Origin of the sequence: Streptomyces sp. NRRL S-340, assembly GCF_000720185.1 — a bacterium.
GTDB lineage: Bacteria > Actinomycetota > Actinomycetes > Streptomycetales > Streptomycetaceae > Streptomyces.
Genome location: NZ_JOIY01000007.1, coordinates 126,482 through 147,685 on the forward strand (window position 1 = coordinate 126,482; position 21,204 = coordinate 147,685).

At 71.9% G+C, this 21,204-nt stretch carries 20 protein-coding genes; 8 read left to right on the forward strand and 12 right to left on the reverse strand.

The window, feature by feature from the left end:
- Window positions 1–115 precede the first annotated feature (115 nt).
- From IG64_RS07045 to IG64_RS07080, 8 genes are all read right to left on the reverse strand, one after another.
- The gene (locus IG64_RS07045; RefSeq protein WP_037853221.1) at window positions 116–1,168 is read right to left on the reverse strand and encodes a 2-aminoethylphosphonate ABC transporter substrate-binding protein; all 1,053 of its coding nucleotides are present in this window, start codon (window positions 1,166–1,168) and stop codon (window positions 116–118) included.
- Between the two features lie 90 nt (window positions 1,169–1,258).
- On the reverse strand, window positions 1,259–2,056 hold the full coding sequence (locus IG64_RS07050) for an ABC transporter permease (protein WP_199811525.1): 798 nt from the start codon (window positions 2,054–2,056) through the stop codon (window positions 1,259–1,261).
- Entirely contained in the window at window positions 2,043–2,954 is a 912-nt protein-coding gene (locus IG64_RS07055) for a 2-aminoethylphosphonate ABC transporter permease subunit (protein ID WP_037853224.1), read from the reverse strand. Before IG64_RS07055 ends, IG64_RS07050 begins: the two co-directional genes overlap by 14 nt.
- Entirely contained in the window at window positions 2,944–3,996 is a 1,053-nt protein-coding gene (locus tag IG64_RS07060) for an ABC transporter ATP-binding protein (protein ID WP_037853226.1), read from the reverse strand. The genes IG64_RS07055 and IG64_RS07060 overlap by 11 nt, the downstream gene beginning before the upstream one ends.
- A gap of 1 nt (window position 3,997) precedes the next feature.
- A complete protein-coding gene (locus tag IG64_RS07065; protein WP_037853227.1) occupies window positions 3,998–4,714 on the reverse strand; it encodes an HAD family hydrolase in 717 nt (238 codons plus the stop codon).
- Window positions 4,715–4,722: 8 nt separating this feature from the next.
- Window positions 4,723–5,847 carry a TIGR03364 family FAD-dependent oxidoreductase gene (locus tag IG64_RS07070; RefSeq protein ID WP_037853230.1) on the reverse strand — a complete coding sequence of 375 codons (1,125 nt, stop codon included), beginning with the start codon at window positions 5,845–5,847 and terminating at the stop codon, window positions 4,723–4,725.
- A 146-nt stretch (window positions 5,848–5,993) separates the two neighbouring features.
- The gene (locus IG64_RS07075; RefSeq protein ID WP_037853232.1) at window positions 5,994–6,749 is read right to left on the reverse strand and encodes a GntR family transcriptional regulator; all 756 of its coding nucleotides are present in this window, start codon (window positions 6,747–6,749) and stop codon (window positions 5,994–5,996) included.
- Between the two features lie 453 nt (window positions 6,750–7,202).
- Window positions 7,203–8,324 (reverse strand): ROK family transcriptional regulator, encoded by a 1,122-nt coding sequence (locus IG64_RS07080; RefSeq protein WP_051812442.1) that lies wholly within the window; start codon window positions 8,322–8,324, stop codon window positions 7,203–7,205.
- Between the two features lie 195 nt (window positions 8,325–8,519).
- Here IG64_RS07080 and IG64_RS07085 point away from each other — a divergent pair, with 195 nt between their 5' ends.
- The 4 genes from IG64_RS07085 (at window position 8,520) to IG64_RS07100 (ending at window position 11,571) form a co-directional block, all read left to right on the forward strand.
- Window positions 8,520–8,750, forward strand: coding sequence for a hypothetical protein (locus IG64_RS07085; RefSeq protein WP_037853237.1), 231 nt, complete (start codon window positions 8,520–8,522; stop codon window positions 8,748–8,750).
- Between the two features lie 26 nt (window positions 8,751–8,776).
- A complete protein-coding gene (locus tag IG64_RS07090) occupies window positions 8,777–9,856 on the forward strand; it encodes a Gfo/Idh/MocA family oxidoreductase (RefSeq protein ID WP_037853241.1) in 1,080 nt (359 codons plus the stop codon).
- Window positions 9,857–10,026: 170 nt separating this feature from the next.
- Entirely contained in the window at window positions 10,027–10,479 is a 453-nt protein-coding gene (locus tag IG64_RS07095; RefSeq protein ID WP_037853379.1) for a heme-degrading domain-containing protein, read from the forward strand.
- Between the two features lie 213 nt (window positions 10,480–10,692).
- Complete coding sequence (locus tag IG64_RS07100) at window positions 10,693–11,571, forward strand: LLM class F420-dependent oxidoreductase (protein ID WP_037853243.1); 879 nt, start codon at window positions 10,693–10,695, stop codon at window positions 11,569–11,571.
- Between the two features lie 157 nt (window positions 11,572–11,728).
- On the opposite strand, the gene IG64_RS07105 is transcribed toward IG64_RS07100, so the two are convergent.
- The 3 genes from IG64_RS07105 to IG64_RS07115 all read right to left on the reverse strand — a co-directional run bounded on the left by IG64_RS07105 (window position 11,729) and on the right by IG64_RS07115 (window position 14,013).
- Window positions 11,729–12,586 (reverse strand): fumarylacetoacetate hydrolase family protein, encoded by an 858-nt coding sequence (locus IG64_RS07105; protein ID WP_037853245.1) that lies wholly within the window; start codon window positions 12,584–12,586, stop codon window positions 11,729–11,731.
- Window positions 12,587–12,811: 225 nt separating this feature from the next.
- Complete coding sequence (locus IG64_RS07110) at window positions 12,812–13,573, reverse strand: YidC/Oxa1 family membrane protein insertase (RefSeq protein WP_037853247.1); 762 nt, start codon at window positions 13,571–13,573, stop codon at window positions 12,812–12,814.
- A gap of 119 nt (window positions 13,574–13,692) precedes the next feature.
- The gene (locus IG64_RS07115) at window positions 13,693–14,013 is read right to left on the reverse strand and encodes a DUF6412 domain-containing protein (protein WP_051812453.1); all 321 of its coding nucleotides are present in this window, start codon (window positions 14,011–14,013) and stop codon (window positions 13,693–13,695) included.
- 305 nt (window positions 14,014–14,318) lie between these two features.
- Here IG64_RS07115 and IG64_RS07120 point away from each other — a divergent pair, with 305 nt between their 5' ends.
- Window positions 14,319–15,362 carry an SEC-C domain-containing protein gene (locus IG64_RS07120; RefSeq protein ID WP_037853249.1) on the forward strand — a complete coding sequence of 348 codons (1,044 nt, stop codon included), beginning with the start codon at window positions 14,319–14,321 and terminating at the stop codon, window positions 15,360–15,362.
- A gap of 677 nt (window positions 15,363–16,039) precedes the next feature.
- Entirely contained in the window at window positions 16,040–19,204 is a 3,165-nt protein-coding gene (locus IG64_RS07125) for a DUF3427 domain-containing protein (RefSeq protein WP_199811526.1), read from the forward strand.
- 27 nt (window positions 19,205–19,231) lie between these two features.
- Here the strand turns inward: IG64_RS07125 and IG64_RS07130 are convergent, their stop codons facing one another.
- Window positions 19,232–19,879, reverse strand: coding sequence for an ATP-binding protein (locus IG64_RS07130; protein ID WP_037853384.1), 648 nt, complete (start codon window positions 19,877–19,879; stop codon window positions 19,232–19,234).
- A gap of 211 nt (window positions 19,880–20,090) precedes the next feature.
- Here IG64_RS07130 and IG64_RS07135 point away from each other — a divergent pair, with 211 nt between their 5' ends.
- Window positions 20,091–20,936: a helix-turn-helix domain-containing protein gene (locus IG64_RS07135; RefSeq protein WP_037853250.1), complete on the forward strand. Its 846-nt coding sequence runs from the start codon at window positions 20,091–20,093 to the stop codon at window positions 20,934–20,936.
- A complete protein-coding gene (locus tag IG64_RS38425; protein ID WP_078883838.1) occupies window positions 20,936–21,139 on the forward strand; it encodes a DUF397 domain-containing protein in 204 nt (67 codons plus the stop codon). Before IG64_RS07135 ends, IG64_RS38425 begins: the two co-directional genes overlap by 1 nt.
- Window positions 21,140–21,204 lie beyond the last annotated feature (65 nt).

The window sequence follows — 21,204 nt, forward strand, 5'->3', positions numbered from 1 at the left end:
TTTCGCTCTCCTGCCGTACGCGGGTCTGCGTGAGCCCCAGCCTAACCAGTGACCGGATCTTGCCGGAACGCTTCAGCGCCGCGCTGTTCCGGGGAGCCGGAGCCCGGCCGGGCGGTCAGCTGCCGGTGGCCCGCTTCCAGTCCTCGACGTACGCGGTCAGGTTCTCGCCGATGTCGGACCAGTCGGGCCGGAAGATCTCCACGCCCTTCATCAGGGCCGCCAGCGCGGTGGCGTTCGCGTCGGTGGCGTGGACGTCCTGGCGGGCGCTGAAGCCGCCGCCGATCTCACTGACCTGCTGCTGGGCCGGCCTGGCGAGCATGAAGTCGAGGAGCTTCCTGCCGTTCTCGGTGTGCGGGGCCTTGGTGACGAGCCCGGCGGCGTAGGGCAGGGCGAAGGTGGTGGGCCTGCCGCCCTGCCGGGCCGGGAACCAGATGCCGAGGTTCGGCATGGTCCTGGACTGGGCGTGGTTCATCTGGACGTCACCGTTGGCGACGAGGAGTTCGCCCTTGTCCACCTTGGGGGCGAGCTTGCCGGTGGAGGCGGACGGCCCGACGTTGTTGGACTGGAGTTTCTTCAGGTACGCCAGGGCCGCGTCCTTGCCGCCGAAGTCGTGCATGGCCTTGACGAGCACGGCGGTGCCGTCACCGGCGACGCCGGGCGTGGAGTACTGGAGCCGGTTCTTGAACTTCGGGTCCAGGAGCTGCTCCCAGGTGGTGGGGGCGGGCTTCAGCTCCTTCTTGTCGTAGACGAACCCGAAGTAGTTGTTGACGACGGAGGTCCAGGTGCCGTCGGCCGCCTTGTCGGCGGGGCCCACCTGGCCGGCGCCCTTCGGGGCGTACTTCTGCAGCAGGCCCTTGCCGTCGGCCTGCTGGATGAACGGGGGCAGGGTGACCAGCACGTCGGCCTGCGGGTTGGCCTTCTCGCGCACGGCGCGCTGCACCATCTCGCCCGAGCCGCCCTCGACGTACTCGACCTTGATGCCGGTCTGCTTCTCGAAGTCCTTGAAGACCCGGTCGTACCAGCCGTCGCCGTTCTCGCCCTTGAGGCCGTCGGCGCTGTAGACGGTGACGGACTTGTCGTCGGCGGAGGAGGAGCCGTCGCAGGCGGACAGCAGGGGGGTGACGAGCAGGGCGAGCGCGACGGCGAGCTTGAGGGTGTTCCTGGGCATGGCGGGGCGGACTCCTTGCGGCGGCGGACGGCAGGGACGAGGCAGGGAAGGGGGCAGGGGGGGGCAGGGGGGCAGGGCGATGGGTGCGGGTCAGCGGTAGGTCGCCCGGGTGCGGACACGGGAGACGGCCAGCAGGACCAGCAGCGTGACGGCCATCAGCACCACGGCGACGGCGGAACCGGTGAAGAGCGAACCCCGGTCGGTGGCCGCGAAGATCAGCACGGGCAGCGGGGTCCAGTCGGGCGGGTAGAGCATCATCGTGGCGCTCAGCTCCCCCATGGACAGGGCGAAGCAGAGGCCGGCGGCGGCCGTGAGCGAGGGCAGCAGCAGCGGCAGCCGCACCCGCCACAGCACGTACGCGGGACGGGCGCCGAGCGAGGCCGCGGCCTGCTCGTAGGCCGGGTCGAGGCGGCGGACCGCAGCCGAGACGGACTGGTACGCGAAGGCGGTGACCAGCACGGTGTGGGCGAGGACCACGATCCAGCGGGTGCCGTTGAGGAGCATCGGCGGTTCGGAGAACGCCACCAGGACCGACAGTCCGACGACCACCGACGGCACCGCGACCGGCAGGACGAACAGCGCGTCCAGCACGCGGCGGTGGGCCTTCTTCAGGGCGGCCCCGGCCAGCGCGGCCCAGGTGCCCACGGCCAGCGCGAGCAGGCTCGCGACGGTGGCGGTGACGAGGCTGGTGGTCAGTGCCTGGAGGGCTTCGCCGCGGGTGGCGGCGCGGTAGTTGCCGGTGGTGAGGCCCGAGGGCAGGGCACCGGACCAGTGGGTGGCGAAGGAGGCGCCGAGGACGACGAGGAGGGGCAGCGCGAACAGCGGCACGAACAAGACGAGGAACACCGTCCACACGGCCCAGCGGGCCCTGCGGCTATGCACCAGCACGGCGGCTCACCACCCGGTAGAGGCCGTAGAGGCCCACGGAGATCAGGACGTTGACGACGGCGACCACGCACGCGCCCGGGTAGTCGGACTCCAGGATCGCCTTGCCGTAGACGAGCATCGGCAGGGTGGTGACGCCCTTGGCGCCGGTGAAGAGGACGATGCCGAACTCGTTGAGGCACAGCACGAGCACCAGGGAGCCGCCGGCGCCGAGCGCGGGCAGCGCCTCGGGCAGGATCACCTGCCGGACGATGCGCGGGGCGCGGGCGCCCAGTGAACTGGCCGCCTCCAGCTGGGCGGTGTCCAGTTGCGTGAACGCGGCGAGCAGCGGGCGCATCACGAACGGCGTGAAGTAGGTGATCTCCGCCAGGAGCACGCCCCAGGGCGTGGCCAGGAACTGGAAGGGGCCGTCCGGGGCGCCGCCCGCCTGCTCCCACAGCCCGTTGGCCAGGCCGGTGCGGCCGTAGACGAACAGCAGGGCCAGCGTGATGAGGAAGGACGGGAAGGAGAGGAAGACGTCGATGAACCGGGCGACCGCCTTCGCCCCGGGGAACGGTACGAACGCGATGACCAGCGCCAGCAGGAAGCCCAGCACCAGGCATCCGGCGGTCGAGGCGAGCGCCAGCCACACGGTGGTCCACAGCGCCTCGCGGAAGCCGTCGGAGGCGAAGACGTCGGCGTAGGGCCGGACGGAGGTCCCGCCGTCCTGGGGGCTCAGGGACTGCTGGACGACGAGGGCCAGCGGGTAGAGGAAGAAGACGGCGAGCAGCACGACCGGGGGCAGTGCCCACAGGAGGCGCCGGGCGCTCCGGGGGGCGCGCACCGCGGAGGGCGCCGGGGCGGCGGTGCCCGGGCCCGGCACCCGGCCGGGCGCCGCGGTGGTCAGCGGCTCAGTGCTCATCGCCGCTCACCCCCGCGGCGAGCAGCACCGCGTCCTCGGCGGCGAAGTGCAGGCTGACGGTGTCGCCGTGGGCGGGGGGCCGCCGCAGCTCGGGCACGTCCGCCATCACGTGATGGCCGGCGACGTCGACGTAGAGCCGGTGCGTCGAGCCGCGCCACTGGACCTCGCTGACCGTGCCGGTGAGCCGGTTGGGGCCGTCGCCGAGGCCGACCAGGTGCGGGCGTACGCACAGGGTGCCCCGCGTCCCGGCCGCCGCGCCCGCCGTGTCGAGGGTCAGCTCGGCGTCGCCGAGGGCGGCGCCCCGGGGCGTCACGGTGACCGGCAGCAGGTTGGCGTTGCCGACGAAGGACGCGGTGAACTCGTCGGCCGGGGCCCGGTACAGCTCCCGGGGCGTGCCGCAGGCCCGCAGCCGGGCCTTGTCCATCACCGCGATCCGGTCGGCCAGGGTCAGCGCCTCGATCTGGTCGTGGGTGACGTACAGGATGGACACGTCGGGCAGTTCCCGGTGCAGGCGGGCCAGTTCGGCGAGCATGCCGGAGCGCAGCCGGGCGTCCAGCGCGGACAGCGGTTCGTCGAGCAGCAGGACGGCGGGGCGGATGGCGAGCGCGCGGGCGATGGCCACGCGCTGCTGCTGGCCGCCGGACAGCTCCCGGGGGTGGCGGCGGGCGTAGGCGGCCATCCCGGTCATCTCCAGGGCCTCGCCGACCCGTGCGCGGATCTCGGCCCGGCCGGCCCGGCGGGCCTTCAGGCCGAAGGCCACGTTGTCCTCGACCCGCAGGTGCGGGAAGAGGGCGTACTGCTGCACGACCATGCCGATGCCCCGCCGGTGGGGAGGCAGGTCCGTCACGTCCCGCTCCCCCAGAAGCACCCGCCCCGACACGGGCCGGACGAACCCGGCGACCGCCCGCAGCGCGGTGGTCTTCCCGGACCCGGACGGCCCGAGCAGCGCCATCACCTCGCCGGGCGCGACGGTGAGGTCGAGCGAGTCGAGGACGACGTTGCCGTCGTAGGCGACCGTGACGGAGTCGAAGCGGATGCTCATCTCACCGTTCTCCCCGGAGCAGGGCGGGCAGGGCACCGACCGAGTCGAGGACGTGCGTGGCGCCCGCGGCGCGGAACTCGGCGTCGCCGTGCGCCCCGGTGCGCACGCCGGCGACCAGGCCCGCCCCGGCGCGGACACCGCTGAGCACGTCGTAGGAGGTGTCGCCGACGACGGCCACCTGGTGCACGTCCTCGGCGGCCTTGGTGCGCAGGAAGGCCTCCAGGACCATGTCCGGGTACGGCCGCCCGCGCCCGCCCGCGTCGGCCGGGCACAGGGTGAGCGGCACCAGGCCGCGCCAGCCGAGCGCGTCGAGGACGGCGTCCTGGGTGACGCGGGCGAAGCCGGTGGTCAGGACGACGGTGCGGCCGTCGGCCCGGAGTTCCTCGACGGCCTCGCGGGCGCCGGGCACGGGGGCGACGAGCCCGCCGTCGACGAGGTCGCCGTACGCCTTCTCGAATGCGGTGTTGGCCCGCTGGGCGGCCTCCTCCGTACCGAACAGGTGCCGGAAGACGGAGATCTTCGACTCGCCCATGGTGGCGCGGACGTAGGCGAGCTTGTCGGCGTGGTCGGCCGAGCCGGGTGCGACGCCCAGTTCGGCGGCGGCAGCGGCGAAGGCCCGCTCGACCAGGCCGCCGTCGGCGACGGTGGTGCCCGCCATGTCGAGGACGACGAGCCGGATGTCCGCGGGAGCCGCGGTGGCCGTGTGGGTTTCGGTCATGGGTTCTCTCACCAGCCCAGTTCGTTCGCGGTGCGTTCGGCGATCGCCGGGGAGCAGGTCATGCCGCGCCCGCCGGGCCCGGTGACCAGCCAGACACGGTCGCGGACCTGCTGGCGGTGGACGACCCGGCCGGGGTCGGTGCACTGGGCGTACACCCCGGCCCAGCGCCGGCGGATCTTCGGCAGCGGGCGGCCCAGCAGGGACTCGACGACGGCGGTGAGGTGCTCGTAGGGGTCCTCGACGGTGTCGAACGCGAAGGGGTGCTCGTACTCGTGGGTGTCGCCGATGGTCAGTCCGCCATCGGCGCGCTGCACCATGAGCAGCTGCATCCGGTGCTCGGCGGCGGTCCGGGGCTGCGGCCGGCCCGCGTTGAGCGCGTCCAGGGCCGCGCCGGCGTACGCCGGGTAGTAGCGGAAGCTGTCGGCGTCGGCGACCGAGGTGGGCAGCGCCTCACCGAGCGGGTCGGTCTGCATCATCTGGAGCCGGACGCGGCGCACCGGCAGGCCGGGTCCGGCCAGTTCCCGGACGAGTCCGCCGAGCCAGGCGCCGGTGGCGAGGACCACCACGTCGGCGGTGTGCACCTCGCCGTGGTCGTCGCGGACGGCGCCCGCGCCGACGACCTCGCGGACCTCGCGGCCCGGCAGGAAGGTGTACTTCGGGTGCTTGAGCAGCTCGGCGCGCAGGGCGCGCTGGGCGGTGCGCGGCTCGACGGCGGCGTCCCGTTCGCAGTAGAGGGCCGCGTCGAAGTCCCCGCGCAGGGCGGGGTTGAGGGCGCGGGCCTCGGCGGGGGTCAGCAGCTCGTGTCCGCGGGCGGCGGCGTCCGGCGCGGCCGCGGCGGCCTCGGCCACGGCGTGTTCGAGGGCGCCACGCACGGGGGTGAGGGAGCCGTTGGCCCGGAAGCCGAGGGCTGGCACCCGGCCGCCGATCTCCTCCCACAACTCACGGGCGCGCAGGGCCGTCTCCAGCTCCTCGCCGCTCGCGCGGCCGCTCACCCAGATCTGCCCGAAGTTGCGCAGCGAGGCGCCGCGGGCCTCGGCCTCGCGCTCGATCTGCACGACCTCGTGGCCGCGTTCCACTGCCTGCCAGGCGTGCATGGTGCCCACCACGCCGGCTCCGACGACTGTCACTTTCACGACGACGACGTTCCTCTCGGACGGAGAACCGGAAGAGTCCGGCTGACAACGAGAGCCTGAACGAGGCATCACGATTGGGCTAGACCCGTTATCTTTTCGTTACCGTTGTGCGCGGGGTGGCGGGGAGACGCCCCGCGGCCGGCGCGTCAGCCGTTCAGGTGGGCGGTGAAGGAGAAGCGGTCCCCGCGGTAGAGGCTGCGCACCCGCTCCAGCGGCCGTCCCAGCGCGTCCCGCGAGACGCGGTGGATCAGCAGCATGGGCAGAGCCGGCGGGGTGCCGATGAGCAGCGCCTCGCGCGGGGTGGCGAGCACGGTCTCGATGCGCTCGTCGGCGTCCCCGAAGGCCAGGCCCAGGCTCTGGAGGTAGGCGTAGAAGGACGAGTCCGGGTCGAAGTCGGTGTCCAGGCGCGGCACGCGCGCCACCGCCACGTAGGTGCTCTCCAGGCCGACCCGTTCCTCGTCCGCGAGCAGCACCCGCTCCAGGTGCCAGACGGGTTCCCCGCGGCTGAGTCCCGTCTCGGCGGCGAGCGCGTCCGGGCACGGGAACCGTTCCAGACCGACGAGCGTGCGCCCCGGCGTACGGCCCTGGCGCCGCACGCCCTCCGTGTAGCTGGCCAGCGAGAGCGGCTGCTCCAGCTTGGGCCCCGCCACGACCGTGCCCCGGCCGCGGCGCCTGAGCTTGCCCTCCAGGACCAGCTCGCGCAGCGCCTGCCGCACGGTCTCGCGGGCGACCCCGTACTCCTCGGACAGATCGCGCTCGGTGGGGATCGGCCGGTCCTCGCCCAGCTCCCCGACGAGGCGGTCGATCCTCGCCTTCACCGCGTAGTACTTGGGGATCCGGCCGTGCTCCGGGATGCCGGAGCGCACCGGGGCGCCGGGGGCCTGGTCGTTCGGATAGTCCACGCAGGGATCGTCGCAGACCGGGGGCGCGCGCTCGGCGCCGCCTCCGCATCAGCACGCCCGCCCCGGGCGGCGGCGAGCAAGAGGGCGACGGCCGTGAGCCTGCCGTACGAGGTGACGCGGACCCGCTGTACGGCGTGACGGGAGCCCGCCGTACGGCGGGAGGGAGCCGGTCGTACGGGTGGGGGCGCGCGCTCGGCGCCGCCTCCGGATCAGCACGCCCGCCCCGGGCGGCGGCGAGCAAGAGGGCGACGGCCGTGAGCCTGCCGTACGGGGTGACGCGGACCCGCTGTACGGCGTGACGGGAGCCCGCCGTACGGCGGGAGGGAGCCGGTCGTACGGCGTGACGGGAGCCCGTCGTACGGCCTGACGCCGAGCCTGTCGTACGGGTGGGGGCGGGCGCGGGCCGGCCAGGGGCGGTCGGCCCGCGCGGGCGCGTGCGCGGGATCGCGGGGCCTATCCCTCCCCCCGCCCGAACAACGGCGCCAGCAGCAACTGCGCCGCGCCCTCCGCGACCCCGCGCGCCCCGGCCGGCGCCTGCCGGACCGGCACCGCCGCGCCCGGCAGTCCGCCCCGCCGGGCCCGCGCGGCGACCACCGCCCCCACCCCGGTCACGAACGCCTCCGGGCGCTCGGCGACCGTGCGCCCCCCGAGCAGCACCAGGTCGACGTCCAGCAGCCCGACGAGGTTCGCGGCCGCCGTGCCCAGCACGCGTGCCGCCTCCCGCGTGTCCCCGCGCGCGACCGCGGCCAGGCACAGCGCCTCCACGCACCCCCGGTCCCCGCAGGCGCACGGGGGGCCGTCCAACTGGATCACCTGGTGCCCGAACTCACCCGCCCCGGTACGCGCCCCCCGGTGCACGGTCCCGCCGATGACCAGCCCGGCCCCGAGGCCCGTCCCGAGGTGGAGGTAGGCGAAGGAGCCGCCGCCCTCACCGGTGACGGCGAGTCCGAGCGCCGCCGCGTTGGTGTCCTTGTCGACGACGACGGGCACACCGAGCCGCCGCTCCAGCGCGTCCCGCAGCGGGAACCCGTCCCACTGGGGGAACCCGGTGACGCGGTGCAGCACCCCGCGCCCGTGGTCCAGCGGGCCGGGCAGCGCCACCCCGGCCCCGAGGAGCGAGGCGGCGGACGCCTCCCGCGCGCCGGCCCCGAACGCCTCCGCGACCAGCGCCTCGGCCTGCTCCGCCACCGCCTCCACGACGGCGCCGGCCTGCGCCCCGAGGTCCAGCGGCCGGCGCCGCTCGCCGGTGACCGTGCCGTTCAGGTCGACCAGGACCGCCCGCACCTCGTCCCGCTCGACGTGCACGCCCACCGCGTGCCCGGCCTCCGGGACCAGCCGGAGCACGGTCCGCGGCTTGCCCCCGGTGGAGGCCCGGCGTCCCGCCTCGGCCGCGAGCCCGCGTTCCCGCAGCCGTGCGGTGATCTTGCTGACGGCCTGCGGGGTGAGTCCGGTGCCCTCGGCCAGCTCCAGCCTGCTGATCCCGGCGGCTCCCGCCCCGCGCAGCAGATCGAGCACGAGGGCGGTGTTGTGGCTGCGCAGGGCGAGCAGGTTGGCCCCGCCGCCCGCACCCCGCATCCTCGCGCTCCGCACCGCCTCCCCGGTCACCACGGCGGAACCCCCGACCGCACCGGGCTCAGCGTGCGCATCACGCCCAGCGGACGCACCGGCCGCTTCAGCCCCACCGGTCTCTCCTGAAACCCCCGCCTCCCCTGAAGCCCCCACGACTCCGGAAACGCCCGCCGCTTCGGACGCGGCGGGCCTGAGCCCGCCATGCGCACCGGCCGCTCCGGCCACACCGGCGACTCCCAGCGCACCGGCAGCCCGAGCGATCCCCGTAGCCTCGCCGTCGTCGTCACCGCGCACTTCCACCGCTCCTGCTCCCGCCCGCCCACCGCCCGCGTGCACTGTTCGCCGCTCCCGGCGGCGGGCGCCTTCCTCCGCGTCCGGCTGCTCGCCTCCGCCGAACCGTCCTCCCCCATTCTCCCCCGCGCTTGCACTTAGGCAACAGCGTTGCGAAAGTAGGAGGCATGACTAGCACCCCCCTCCGCGACCTCCGCGTGGGCCTCATCGGCTACGGCCTCGCCGGTTCCGTCTTCCACGCCCCGCTGATCGCCGCCACCGAGGGCCTGACCCTCGACACGGTCGTCACCTCCAACGAGGAACGGCAGGCACAGGCCCGCGAGGAGTTCCCGGACGTCCGCCTCGCCGCGGACGCCGGCGACCTGTTCACCCGCGCCGGCGAGCTGGATCTGGTCGTCGTCGCCTCCCCGAACAAGACGCACGTCCCGCTCGCGACAGCGGCGCTGGAGGCCGGGCTGCCGGTGGTCGTGGACAAGCCGGTCGCCGGCACGGCGGCCGAGGCGCGCGGCCTCGCCGCCCTCGCCGAGGAGCGCGGGCTCCTGCTGTCCGTCTTCCAGAACCGCCGCTGGGACAACGACTTCCTGACCCTGCGCGCACTGGTCGAGCAGGGCGAACTGGGCGACGTGTGGCGGTTCGAGTCCCGCTTCGAGCGCTGGCGCCCGAAGCCGAAGGGCGGCTGGCGCGAGTCCGGCGACCCCGCAGAGATCGGAGGTCTGCTCTACGACCTCGGGAGCCACGTGGTCGACCAGGCGCTGGTGCTCTTCGGCCCGGCCACGCAGGTGTACGCCGAGTCGGTCGTGCGCCGGCCGGGTGCCGAGGCCGACGACGACACGTTCCTCGCGCTCACCCACGCGAACGGCGTCCGCTCCCACCTGTACGTCTCCTCGACGGCCGCCCAGCTCGGCCCGCGCTTGCGGGTGCTGGGCTCGCGGGCCGGTTACGTCAAGTACGGGCTCGACCCGCAGGAGGCCGCGCTGCGGGAGGGCGCGCGTCCGGGCCCGGACGGCTGGGGCGTCGAGGAGGAGTCCCTGTGGGGCCGTATCGGCGCGGGCGAGTCCCCGGTGTCCGGCGGCGGCAGCCCCGTACCGACCCTGCCCGGCGACTACCCGGCGTACTACGCCGCCGTGGCCGCCGCGCTGCGCGAGGGCGCCCCGAACCCGGTGACCGCCCACGAGGCCGCCGCCGCGCTGGACGTCCTGGAGGCGGCCCGCCGCTCGGCCCGCGACGGCGTGGCGGTGCGACTGTGACGAGCGCACCGCAGCCCCCGACGTCCCCGAAGCCCCCGCAGCCCACGAAGCCGCCGCAGCCGTCGAAGCCCCCGCAGCCGGCGCGCTCCCCCCAGCCTCCGGAGTCCCCGCAGACCCCTCGGGCCCCGCAGACCCCGCAGCCCGCGGCCGCGGATCCGGCGGTCCCCGGGATCGAGGAACTTCAGGCGCAGGAACGCCGCCTGGTCTTCACCCGGTTCACGTACGAGGACGCCTGGGCGCTCGGCTCGCTGCTGGTCGAGCTGGCGCGGGCGCGGCAGGCCCCGGTCGCCGTCGACATCCACCGCGCCGGCCAGCAGCTGTTCCACGCGGCCCTGCCCGGCTCCACGCCCGACAACGACGCCTGGATCGAGCGCAAACGCAGGGTCGTGGAGCGCTACGGCGCGGCCTCCTACCTGGTCGGTGCCCGTTTCCGCGCCAAGGGGACGACCTTCGAGGCCTCCTCCCGGCTGGACCCCGGCACCTACGCCGCGCACGGCGGCTCCTTCCCGATCACCGTGGAGGGCGTGGGTGTGATCGGCGCCGTGACGGTGTCGGGCCTGCCCCAGGTGGAGGACCACCGGCTGGTGGTGGAGGCCCTGGAGACGTACCTCGGCCTCCACTAGGACCTGCGCCTCTCGTTCGGGGCACGCCGGGCCCGGCGTGTCCCGAACGAGAGGCCCGGAGCCGCTGGGCCGGACACCCCCGCGCCGGACTCGCCCGGGCCGGGGAATGACGGGCGCCGTGCTCGCGGTTGGGGTTGGCTGTACGCATCGCCGGTCAGGCAACTGACCGCGCACGCACCTGATCGCGGCACGCGCCCGGAGGGATCGGAACCGATGAGCGACACGGCAGCCCCACTGAAGGAGACGGTCGGACGGTACGGCGTCTGGAGCGTCGGACTCCGCTCGGAGGACCCGGCCCGGCGCGGTGCGATCGCCGAGGCCGCCGCCGAACTGGAGGAGCTGGGCTACGGCACCGCGTGGCTCGGCGGCAGCAGCGCCCCGGCCAACGCCCGCCCCCTGCTCGACGCGACGTCGGCCCTCACCGTCGGCACCAGCATCCAGAGCATCTGGCAGCACGACGCCCCGGCGAGCGCGGCCGGCTTCGCCGAGCTGGAGGCGGCCCACCCCGGCCGCTTCGTGCTGGGCATCGGCGTGAGCCACGCCAAGCTGGCCGAGCAGTACCGCCGGCCGTACTCGGCGCTGGTCGCCTACCTGGACGAGCTGGACGCCGCCGAGGTGCCCGCCGAGCGCCGGGTGCTGGCCGCGCTCGGCCCCAGGACCCTCGAACTGTCCCGGGACCGTGCGGCGGGCGCGATCCCGTACCTGGTCACGGCGGAGCACACCGCGAAGGCCCGCGAGATCCTGGGCGAGGGCCCGCTGCTCGCCCCCGAGCTGAAGGTCGTCCTCGACGAGGACCCCGAGCGCGCCCGCGCGACGGCCCGCGACTACCTCGCGATGTACCTCCAGCTCCCCAACTACACCAACAACTTCCTCCGTCTGGGCTTCACCGAGGACGACGTGCGCGACGGCGGCAGCGACCGCCTGATCGACGCGGTGTACGCCTGGGGCGACGACAGCCGCATCCGCGCCCGTGTGGAGGAGTTCCAGGCGGCCGGCGCCGACCACCTGGCCCTCCAGATCGTCACCGGCACCACGGACCCCGACGACCTGCCGAGGCAGGAGTGGCGCCGCCTGGCCGCACTGCTCGGCTGAGGTCCGCCTCGAAGGGGCGCGGGGGCGGTGCCGGTGCACGGCGTCGCCGCGCGGGCGGGAAGCCCGGGCGCACGCGGCTGTGCCGCGCGGGCGCGGGAGGCCCGGGCGGCGCCGCGGACGCGAAGGCACCGCGGTTCCCCGCACCCCGGCAAAGCGCCTACGCGTCCTTCAGTTCCTGCCGCTGCCGCCCCAGCCCCTCGATCTCCAGCTCGACCACGTCACCGGAGCGCAGGTACGGCTTCGGCTCGGGCTGCCCCATGGCCACCCCGGCCGGCGTACCGGTGTTGATGACGTCACCGGGGTAGAGGGTCATGAAGTGGCTGACGTAGCGCACCACTTCGGCGACCGGGAAGATCTGCTCGGAGGTCGACCCGTCCTGCTTCAGCTCGCCGTTCACCCACAGCTTGAGGGAGAGGTTCTGCGGGTCGGGCACCTCGTCGGCGGTGACGAGCCAGGGCCCGAGCGGGTTGAACGTCTCGCAGTTCTTCCCCTTGTCCCAGGTGCCGCCCCGCTCGATCTGGAACTCCCGCTCGGACACGTCGTGCGCCACCGCGTACCCGGCGACGTGCGCGAGGGCCTGCTCGTCCGTCTCCAGGTAGCGGGCGGTACGGCCGATGACGACGGCCAGCTCCACCTCCCAGTCGGTCTTGGCGGAGCCGCGCGGTACGAGCACGGTGTCGTGCGGCCCGACCACGGTGTCCGCCGCCTTGAAGAAGACGACGGGCTCGGCGGGCGGTTCGGCGCCGGTCTCGCGGGCGTGGTCGTGGTAGTTCAGCCCGATGCACACGACCTTGCCGATCCGGGCGAGCGGCGGACCGATCCGCAGCCCGTCCGCGTCCAGCACGGGCAGTACCCCGGCGTCGGCGGCGCTGCGGATCCGGCCGAGCGCGGCGGCGTCGGCCAGCAGCGGGCCGTCGATGTCCGGGACGATGCCGGACAGGTCGCGCAAGGTGCCCCCGGCGTCCAGCAGCGCGGGCCTCTCGGCCCCGGCCGTACCGACTCGCAGCAGCTTCATGTTCCCCAACTCCCTCGATCGCGGGCAGCCCGGCCGAGCGACGCGACCTGAGTGCGGCGGGCGCAGCCGTCGGAGGACTGTTCGATCCTCCAAGGTCGCGTTCCACTCCGCAATACCCCGTTCACGTACTGGACCGTAGGGCACCTGCCGGCGGCCGGGCCGAACCCGTGGACCCCCAGCGACCAGGCCGGGCCCGCGGGGCACCTCCCGGCCGCCCGGCCGCGCTCAGCGGTGGAGCACCGCCCTCTCGACGGCGCTCCAGGTGGTGCTGGTCACCACGTACAGCGCGGCGGCCAGCGGTACGACGGCCACGGTGACCAGCGTGGCGAACGACATGAACGGCATCACCCTGCCCACGGCGGCGAGCCCGGGAACCCGCTCCTGCCCACCCGCGCCGCCCGTGCCGCCCGTGAGGCCCGCGCCGTCACCGAGACCGGCCGACGCCCGCCGGGCCCGCAGGAAGCTGAAGGTGGCGACGACGGCCACGACCGCGAACAGCCCGGCGTAGACGAGCCCGGCCGCCCCGAAGAGACCGTCGCCGGCCAGGGCGTCGCTCCACCGCCCGCCCAGCGGCGCGCCCAGCAGCCGGTGGCTGAGCAGCCCGTTGGCGTCCCCGCCGATCGTCGTGCTGGAGAACAGGTGGTAGAGCAGGAAGAAGGCTGGCATCTGGAGCAGGCCGGGCAGACAACCCGACAGCGGCGACACCTTCTCCTCGGCGTGCAGCGCGAGCACCGCCTTCTGCAGCCGCTCCGGATCCCCGCGGTGCTTCTCGCGCAGCTCGGCGAGGCGCGGCTGGAGCGCGGTCCGCGCCTTCTGCCCGCGCGCGGCGGCCCGGGAGAGCGGGTGGACGAGGAGCCGTACGAGCGCGGTGACCAGGACGATCGCGGCGGCAGCGGCGGAGGCGTGGAACACCGGCTCCAGCAGGCCGGCGAGGTGTTCGACGCCGCCGGCGAAGGCGGAGAAGACGGACGCGGGGATGACGGACATGGGTGAGGAGCCCTCCGGGGGTCTCGTCGTGCCGGGAAAGAAGACATGGCGGCATGACGACCCGCGGCGCGGGAACACGCATCGGACAGGGGGCCTGGACAGGCGTGACGCGAGGTGCCCTACGCGGCGGCGGTCGCCGGAAGGGCCCGTCCGGGTGCCCGGGGCCGTCGCCGGCCCGCGGCATCGGGATCGCGCTGCGGCAGGAACGCCGTACGCCGGTCCCGTTCCCGCATCGCCGTACGCACCCGCGTGGGCGCCACGGCGGGCGCGCACCGCGAGCCGAGCAGCGCGCACGCGACGAACGCGGCACCGGCGGCGACGGTCACGGAGAGGCTGCCCGTGTCGAGCAGCGAGAGCTGGAGGACCAGGAGGGCCAGCACGAGCAGGGACCCCAGAACGGGGGCGAGCGGCGCACCGAGCCGGTGACGAACGCGACGGATCACGACCGGCCCTCCCCGCTCCCTCGGTCCCACACCCGGGTATCACTCGTCTCACTGGTTCCTACGGTTATACAGGACCGCCCCGGAAGAGCCGCAAGGGATCCGTGCGCACCGCAGGCACGCGGAGTGCGGGCACGCGGGCCGCGGAGCGCGGGGTGCCGGTCACGCGGGCCGCAGGGCACGGAGGAAGCGGTGACGCGGGCCGCAGGGGCCGCAGGGCACGGGGCGCACGTCCTCCACGAGGGCCGGGCGGCCTGCCCGCGGGTACCTCATCATTGCCACCGCCCGGCAGTACCGTGTCCTGCATGCGCCCCGACACGCCCGCCGAAAACGCCGAGACCGCCGAGACCGCCGAGACCGTCGACCACACCGCCGAAGCGGCCCGCCTGGAGCGGACCGCGGGCCTGTACCCGGAGGACGCCGAAGCCCTCCTGCTGCGGGCCGCCGCCCACCTGGAGCTGGCCGGGGACCGCCCCGCCGCCACAGCGCTCTACGACCGCCTGCTGGCCTCTCCCGCGCCCCTGGAGAACGCGACGCTGGTGCGCGCGCTGAAGGCGGCCAACCTCTGGGAGTACGACCACGAGGCCGAGGCCCGGGCGATCATCGACGGCGTCCGCGCGGCCGCGCCGCGCGACCCGGCCCCCTGGGTGATCGTCGCGGAGTCGCTGGAGTCGCACGACGAACTGGAGGCGGCGCACAAGACGTTCACGGAGGCGGTGACGCTCCTGCTGACCGACGTCGCCGAGCCCCCGTACGCCACCCACCCCCTCCTCTTCGGCCGGCACCGGGTGCGCCGCATGCTCGGCGCCTCCCACGACGAGTGGGACGCCCTCGCCGACACCCTGCACTCCCTGCCGGTCTCCCTGGACGAACTGCACGACCCCAAGCGGGTCTGGTCCCTCGGCTCGGAGAACCCGGCCGAACTCCAGGCGGAACTGGTCCGCCTGCGCGCGGAACTGGGCGCCTACCGCGAAGCCCTCTCCCGCCCCTTCCCGGTGGCGGTCCTGCACTGGCCGGCCGGCGAACTGGAGGAACTGGTCGCCGCCTACGCCGACCTCGCCGCGGAGTACCCCTCGCACGAGACCCACCTCGCGACGATAGAGCGCTCCCTGCGCGAACTGTCCGCCTCCGGCACCGCCAACCTCGGCATCGTCACGGGCACGGTCCCCTCCTACGAGGCCTTCGCCGCCTCGGAGGGCTCCTCCCCGTCCGACACGTCCCTGCTCCCCCAGTACGCGACGACCCTGGCGGCCCGGGGACGTGCGGTGGCCTGGCCGCCGCAGCGAGCGGCGCAGTGCTGGTGCGGCTCGGGCCGGGCGTACGGGGAGTGCCACGGCCGGGCGTCCTGAGCCGGACGCCCGACCTGCTCGCACCCTCCATCCAGCAGATGCAGGACCGGAAGGGACCATGCCTGCGCTCTGGCGCGTACTCTGCCTCCTCCTGGCCGCCCTGTGGACCCTGGTCGGCGCCCACGGCACCCGCGCCGCGCTGCGCGCCCGCCGCTCCGTACGCCGCCTGGGTATCCCCGGCGTACGGACGAGCGGCGAGGTCGCCAACGGCCCCCGCCGGATCGGCCCGTCCTACCACCCGCCTCAGATCCGCTACCAGGCCCCACCCCCCGGCCGCCCGCACGCCCCCGCCGACCGCACCTACCGCCAGGTCCCCCTGAACACCGACGCTCCCAACGCCCTGCACCGCGGCGCGATGGTCCACGTCCGTTACGACCCGTCGGACCCGCGCCGCGTGGTGGTGCTCCGCACCCAGAAATCCCTCTCCCCCACGGCCAACCTCATCTGGTGCATCTGCTTCTGCGCGACGGGGCCGCTCTTGGGGCGCTCGCACTGCTCTGAGGAGCAGCACCTACCCGAGAGCCCACCCGGAAGGCCACCCACCGCCCATCGAAACCACCCCCACCGGGCCCACCGCCACCAGCGAGGAGCCACTCGCTTGGCGCGGTGGAGGCGCAAGGGCCCGGCCGCTGCGGTACGTGTCAGTGCCTCCTGTTACAACGGACACACGTTGACGCATGATCGAGGGGGTTGCGGTGACCGATGCGGGCGAGCAGGGACAGCCGATCGCTGGGGTGTACGAGAAGCTGATCACCGAGAGCTTGCACGATGAACTCGGACAGTTGGACGCCCTGGGCTGGAAAGCGATCGACGCAGAGGTCAGTGCCGAGTCGACACCCCATGTGCTGGCCCGCCACATCGCCGAGGAGGTCGCCCGCCGGCTCAACCAACTCCCCGTCCACCAGCAGGTGCCGTTCGCCAACAGGGTCCTGAAATCCGTGGCCGCCGACGACTTTGCGCCCCGCGATGCCGATCCGATCAGCGCGGTGGTCGAGGGACCACGCCAGTTGCTCGCGCTCGCCCAGCAGGAAGCGCCGGGAGCATACGCGATCCGTCCGCTCACTCCGTTGTCCGAGACCTCACTGCTCACCAACTCGCCAGAAGACCTCAGCCTGGGTGCCGAGTTGCGTGCGGAACTCGCGACTGCGGACCGCATCGACCTGCTCTGCGCGTTCGTGAAGTGGTACGGCATAAGAGTGTTGGAGGACGCTCTACGCGCCGCTAGGGAGCGCGGGGTAGAGATACGTGTCATCACGACCACGTACATGGGTGCAACGGACCGGCATGCCCTCGACCGCCTTGTCCGCGACTTCGGCGCCACCGTCAAGGTCAACTACGAGACCCGTTCCACGCGCCTTCACGCCAAGGCATGGTTGTTCCGGCGCAACACCCGTTTCGATACCGCCTACGTCGGCAGCTCCAACCTGTCCCGAGCCGCGTTGCTCGACGGCCTGGAGTGGAACGTGCGCCTCTCGTCTGTCGCCACCCCTGCGGTACTGGATAAGTTTGAAGCGACGTTCGACGCGTACTGGAACGACGTCGCCTTCGAGACGTACGACCCTGACCGGGACAGGGAGCGCCTTGATGGTGCGCTCAACCAGGCGAGCGGGAACACGGTCGCCGCCGATCGGAAGATCAACCTGTCAGGGCTTGAGGTGCGCCCCTTCCCGCACCAGCAGGACATGCTCGAACGGTTGCGTATCGAGAGGGAGATCCGCGGGAGACACCGCAACCTGCTCGTGGCGGCAACTGGCACGGGCAAGACCGTCATGGCCGCCATCGATTACCGGAACCTGTGCAAGGCCTCCCCAGAGAGACGACCGAAGCTGCTGTTCGTCGCTCACCGCAAGGAAATCCTCACGCAGTCCCTGCGCACCTACCAGGAAGTCCTGAACGACGCCTCCTTCGGAGAGCTTCTGCACGCTGGGCAGGAGCCGCGCGAGTGGAACCACGTGTTCGCCAGCGTGCAGTCACTCAACATCCGGCGGCTGGAGCAGCTGGCCCGTGAGCACTTTGACATCATCGTCATCGATGAGTTCCACCATGCCACCGCCGCCACGTACCGAAGGGTGATCGACCACTTCAAGCCGACGGAGCTGCTGGGTCTGACCGCCACTCCGGAACGGATGGACGGGCTCACCGTCCAGGACGAGTTCTTCGGTGGGCGGATCGCCGCAGAGATGCGTCTGTGGGAGGCACTGGAGAACGACCTGCTGTGCCCCTTCCACTATTTCGGGATCCCGGACGGCACGAACCTGACGAACCTCGGTTGGCAAAGGGGGGCCTACACCGATCAGGACCTGGACGCCCTGTACACCGGCAACCTCGCCCGCGCGCGGATCGTGGTGAAGCAGATCGAGGACAAGGTTTCCAACCCGGGAGCAATGCGGGCATTGGGCTTTTGCGTGAGCAAGGCGCACGCCCACTTCATGGCTGACTTCTTCCGCAAGGCCAACTTGCAGGCCGTCGCCCTGGACAGTGACTCGTCCGCCGAGGTCCGCTCCCAGGCGCTGAGTGATCTGCGTGAGGGAAAGCTGCAAGTGATCTTCTCCGTCGACCTCTTCAACGAAGGCCTCGACGTTCCGGATGTCGACACCCTGCTCCTCCTCCGCCCCACCAGTAGCGCCACCATTTTCCTCCAGCAATTGGGTCGGGGGCTAAGGCGCACTCCGACTAAGCCTGTCCTCACGGTCCTGGACTTCATCGGACAGCATCGCGCCGAGTTCCGTTTCGAGGAGCAGTTCCGCGCTTTGACCAACCTGTCGCGCAACCGGCTCATCGAGCACATAGAGCACGACTTTCCTCAACTGCCGTCCGGCTGCCAGATTCTCCTGGAGGGCAAGTCTAAAGAGCTCATCCTGAATAATATTCGTTCACAGGTGAACGCCACGGTGAAGACGTTGGCAAATGAGGTGAAGGCCTACAATACGACTCTCCTCGCCGACTACATCCGGGAGAGCCGCCGGGAGATCAAGGAGCTGTACAAGAGCGACAACTCCTGGACCTCGATCTTGCGCCGTGCGCATCTCATCGAGGAGCCCACCTCCCCTGAAGAAGCCGCCCTCCTCAAACGCGTCCACGCTTTCCTTCACGTGGACGACCCCGAGCGCGCTGACGCCTATGTTCGCCTACTCCAGGACGATGCTCCCCCGTACGAAGAACTGGGCGCCTCAGATCAGTCGTACGCCCGCATGCTGTTCTTCAATCTCTGGGACGACGCGGGAAACTTCCAAAGCTTCCAGGAGGGGCTCGCATCGCTCCGTCACCAGCGACTCTTCCGCGACGAACTCAGGCAAGTACTGTCGTACGTCATCGGGCAAGCTGACCACTTCCCCCTTCCGCTGACCGGCGCTCTGAGCCAAGTTCCGCTGAAGGTGCACAGTTCTTACAACCGCTCCGAAATCCTCGCAGCACTGGGGGTGGCCCGGTTCGGCGGCCAGATGCCCCGGTCTTGGTCACAGGGGGTCCAGTGGGCGGCGGAATTCCAGACCGATGCGCTGTTCATCACCTCAGAGAAGAACGAGAAGGACTTCTCCCCCACGGTTCGCTACAAGGACTACGCGATGACCCCGAATCTCTTCCACTGGGAATCGCAGAACGCAACCGGAGAGAATTCACCCACAGGCTTGCGCTACCGGAACCACGTGCAGCGCGGAAGTCACGTGCTGCTGTTCCTCCGGCGCTACAAGAACTCGGACATAGGGAAATCACAGCCGTGGATGCTGCTGGGCCCGGCGACCTATGAGGAACACGCAGGGAGCAAGCCGATGGCGATCAAGTGGCGCCTTGAGCACGATCTTCCAGCCGACGTGTGGACGTACTCGGCGATCAATGCGAGCTGATTCGCGCGAGGCGGGATCAACTCGCGGTCAGTGGGCCTCGGCTTCGAAGTGAGCCTGGGCCCGCTCCAGCACCTCATCCGGGTCCCTGCCTTGCGCGTCCAGCCAGTGCAGAAGATCAGCGATGACGTTGATCGCCGCCTCTTCCGCCACCAGCGCCCCCAGCCGACTGGGCTGGGAAACCGCCGGCACATTCACGGCGTCGACGTAAAGCCCGATCACGTTCACGGCCCGTGTCATACGAGGACCGGCCGCCAGTGGATCAACCTGGCCGGTAGGTAAAGCGAACTCGCACCATGTCGCCTTGCGCCCGGTGGTGAGGTCGACGCCCCAGCGGTCGGTGACGGCATCGACGAGAGCCATACCGCGCCCGCCCTCGGCGTCCGAGCTCGCCTCAATCAGGACCGGAAGAGCGCGGGGGTCGGGGTCGTGCACCTCGATGCGCAAGCGGCCGTCGCTCGCACGAACCGCCAGTGTGGCGGGGGTTCCAGACCCCACATGCTTGATGACGTTGGCGACGAGCTCGGTGACGCACAGCTGAGCGGATTCACTCACTGCCTCGAGCCCCCACAGCTCCAACTGGAGTTGCAAGAGCCGCCGCAGCCCGGCGACTCCCTCGGCCTCAGCCTGGAACCTCCGTTCCCACATCCGTGATGGCACACAACCTGTGCAATCCATGACGTACCCCACTCCCTCGCCCGCACCGCCATGCTCACTGCGTGTAGTAGCCCTGCGAACACCAAGAGTTGCAGTGAGAGTTTCAAAATGGAAGTCTCACCTGCTGTCTTAGGGAGCACGGCCGCTCGCAATGCGCCCCGGCGCACACCACCTTGCCGTTCCTCCTAGGAGACGGGGACGATCTACCGCACCGAGAGGAAGGCCGCACGGCATGGCAGTTGGACCCACCACACGCAGGCGCCAGTTGGGAGCCGATCTGCGTCGCCTACGCGATGCGAAGGGGCTGACGCTGGAGGAGGCCGGAGCACGCGTCGGCATCTCGAAAGCGACTCTCAGTCGCTACGAGACAAAGGAAGGGACGGTGAAGTGGCCGGCCGTTGACGCCCTGTGCCGCGAGTACGGCGCCACCGACGAGGAACGCCTGGCACTCGTCGAGCTGGCTAAGGGCGCCAAGATTCAGGGGTGGTGGCGCTCCCTCGCTGACCCCATCCCCGAGTCCATGAATCTCATGCTCACCCTCGAAGACGAAGTCGTCCGCGAGGATCACTACGCCTGCATGTACATTCCAGGTCTGCTCCAAACCCGGGCGTACGCCGAGGCGGTGCACCGCGCCTCGGAAGTGAGATGCCCAGAGCGCGAGGTGCAGCACATGGTCGACATCCGCATGAAGCGCCAGGAGTTGCTGGATCGCGCGGAGCCACCGCGCCTGTGGTGTGTGATCGACGAGGCGGCCATCCGACGGTTGGTCGGCGGCCGGGAGGTCATGCGAGAGCAATTGCGCCACCTGCTCGACGTAGCCGAACGGCCTTACGTCACCATCCAAATGCTGCCGTTCGCACGCGGCGCGCATGCTGCGGCCGTCGGTAGCTTCGCTGTCCTGCGCGGACAGACGGAGGAACTCGACGTGGTGTACGTGGACCTCATCGGCGGCGGCCTCTTCATGGAAAAGCGTCAGGAACTGGATCGCTACAAGACCGCGTTCGAGTACCTCAATGCCCAAGCCATGGACTTGGAGTCCTCAGTCGAGCTCATCGAGCAGGTCAGAAGGGAACTTTGATGGCGGCATCGCCGGAAGCACGCTGGTTCAAGTCCTCTTACAGCGGTGGAAGCGGCACCGAATGTGTTGAGTGCGCGTACGCCACCGAGGGCATACGCATACGCGACTCAAAGGACAACGAAAGACGGCCCATCCAGACTCAGCAAGCGGCCTGGGACGCCTTCGTCCGGGCCGTCGGGAGCGGTGGCCTGACGCGCCGTTGACCGTACGCCTCGGGCACGTAAGCGCGCTCTCCACTGTGCTGGATTACCACCTCTCGCGGAGTCGG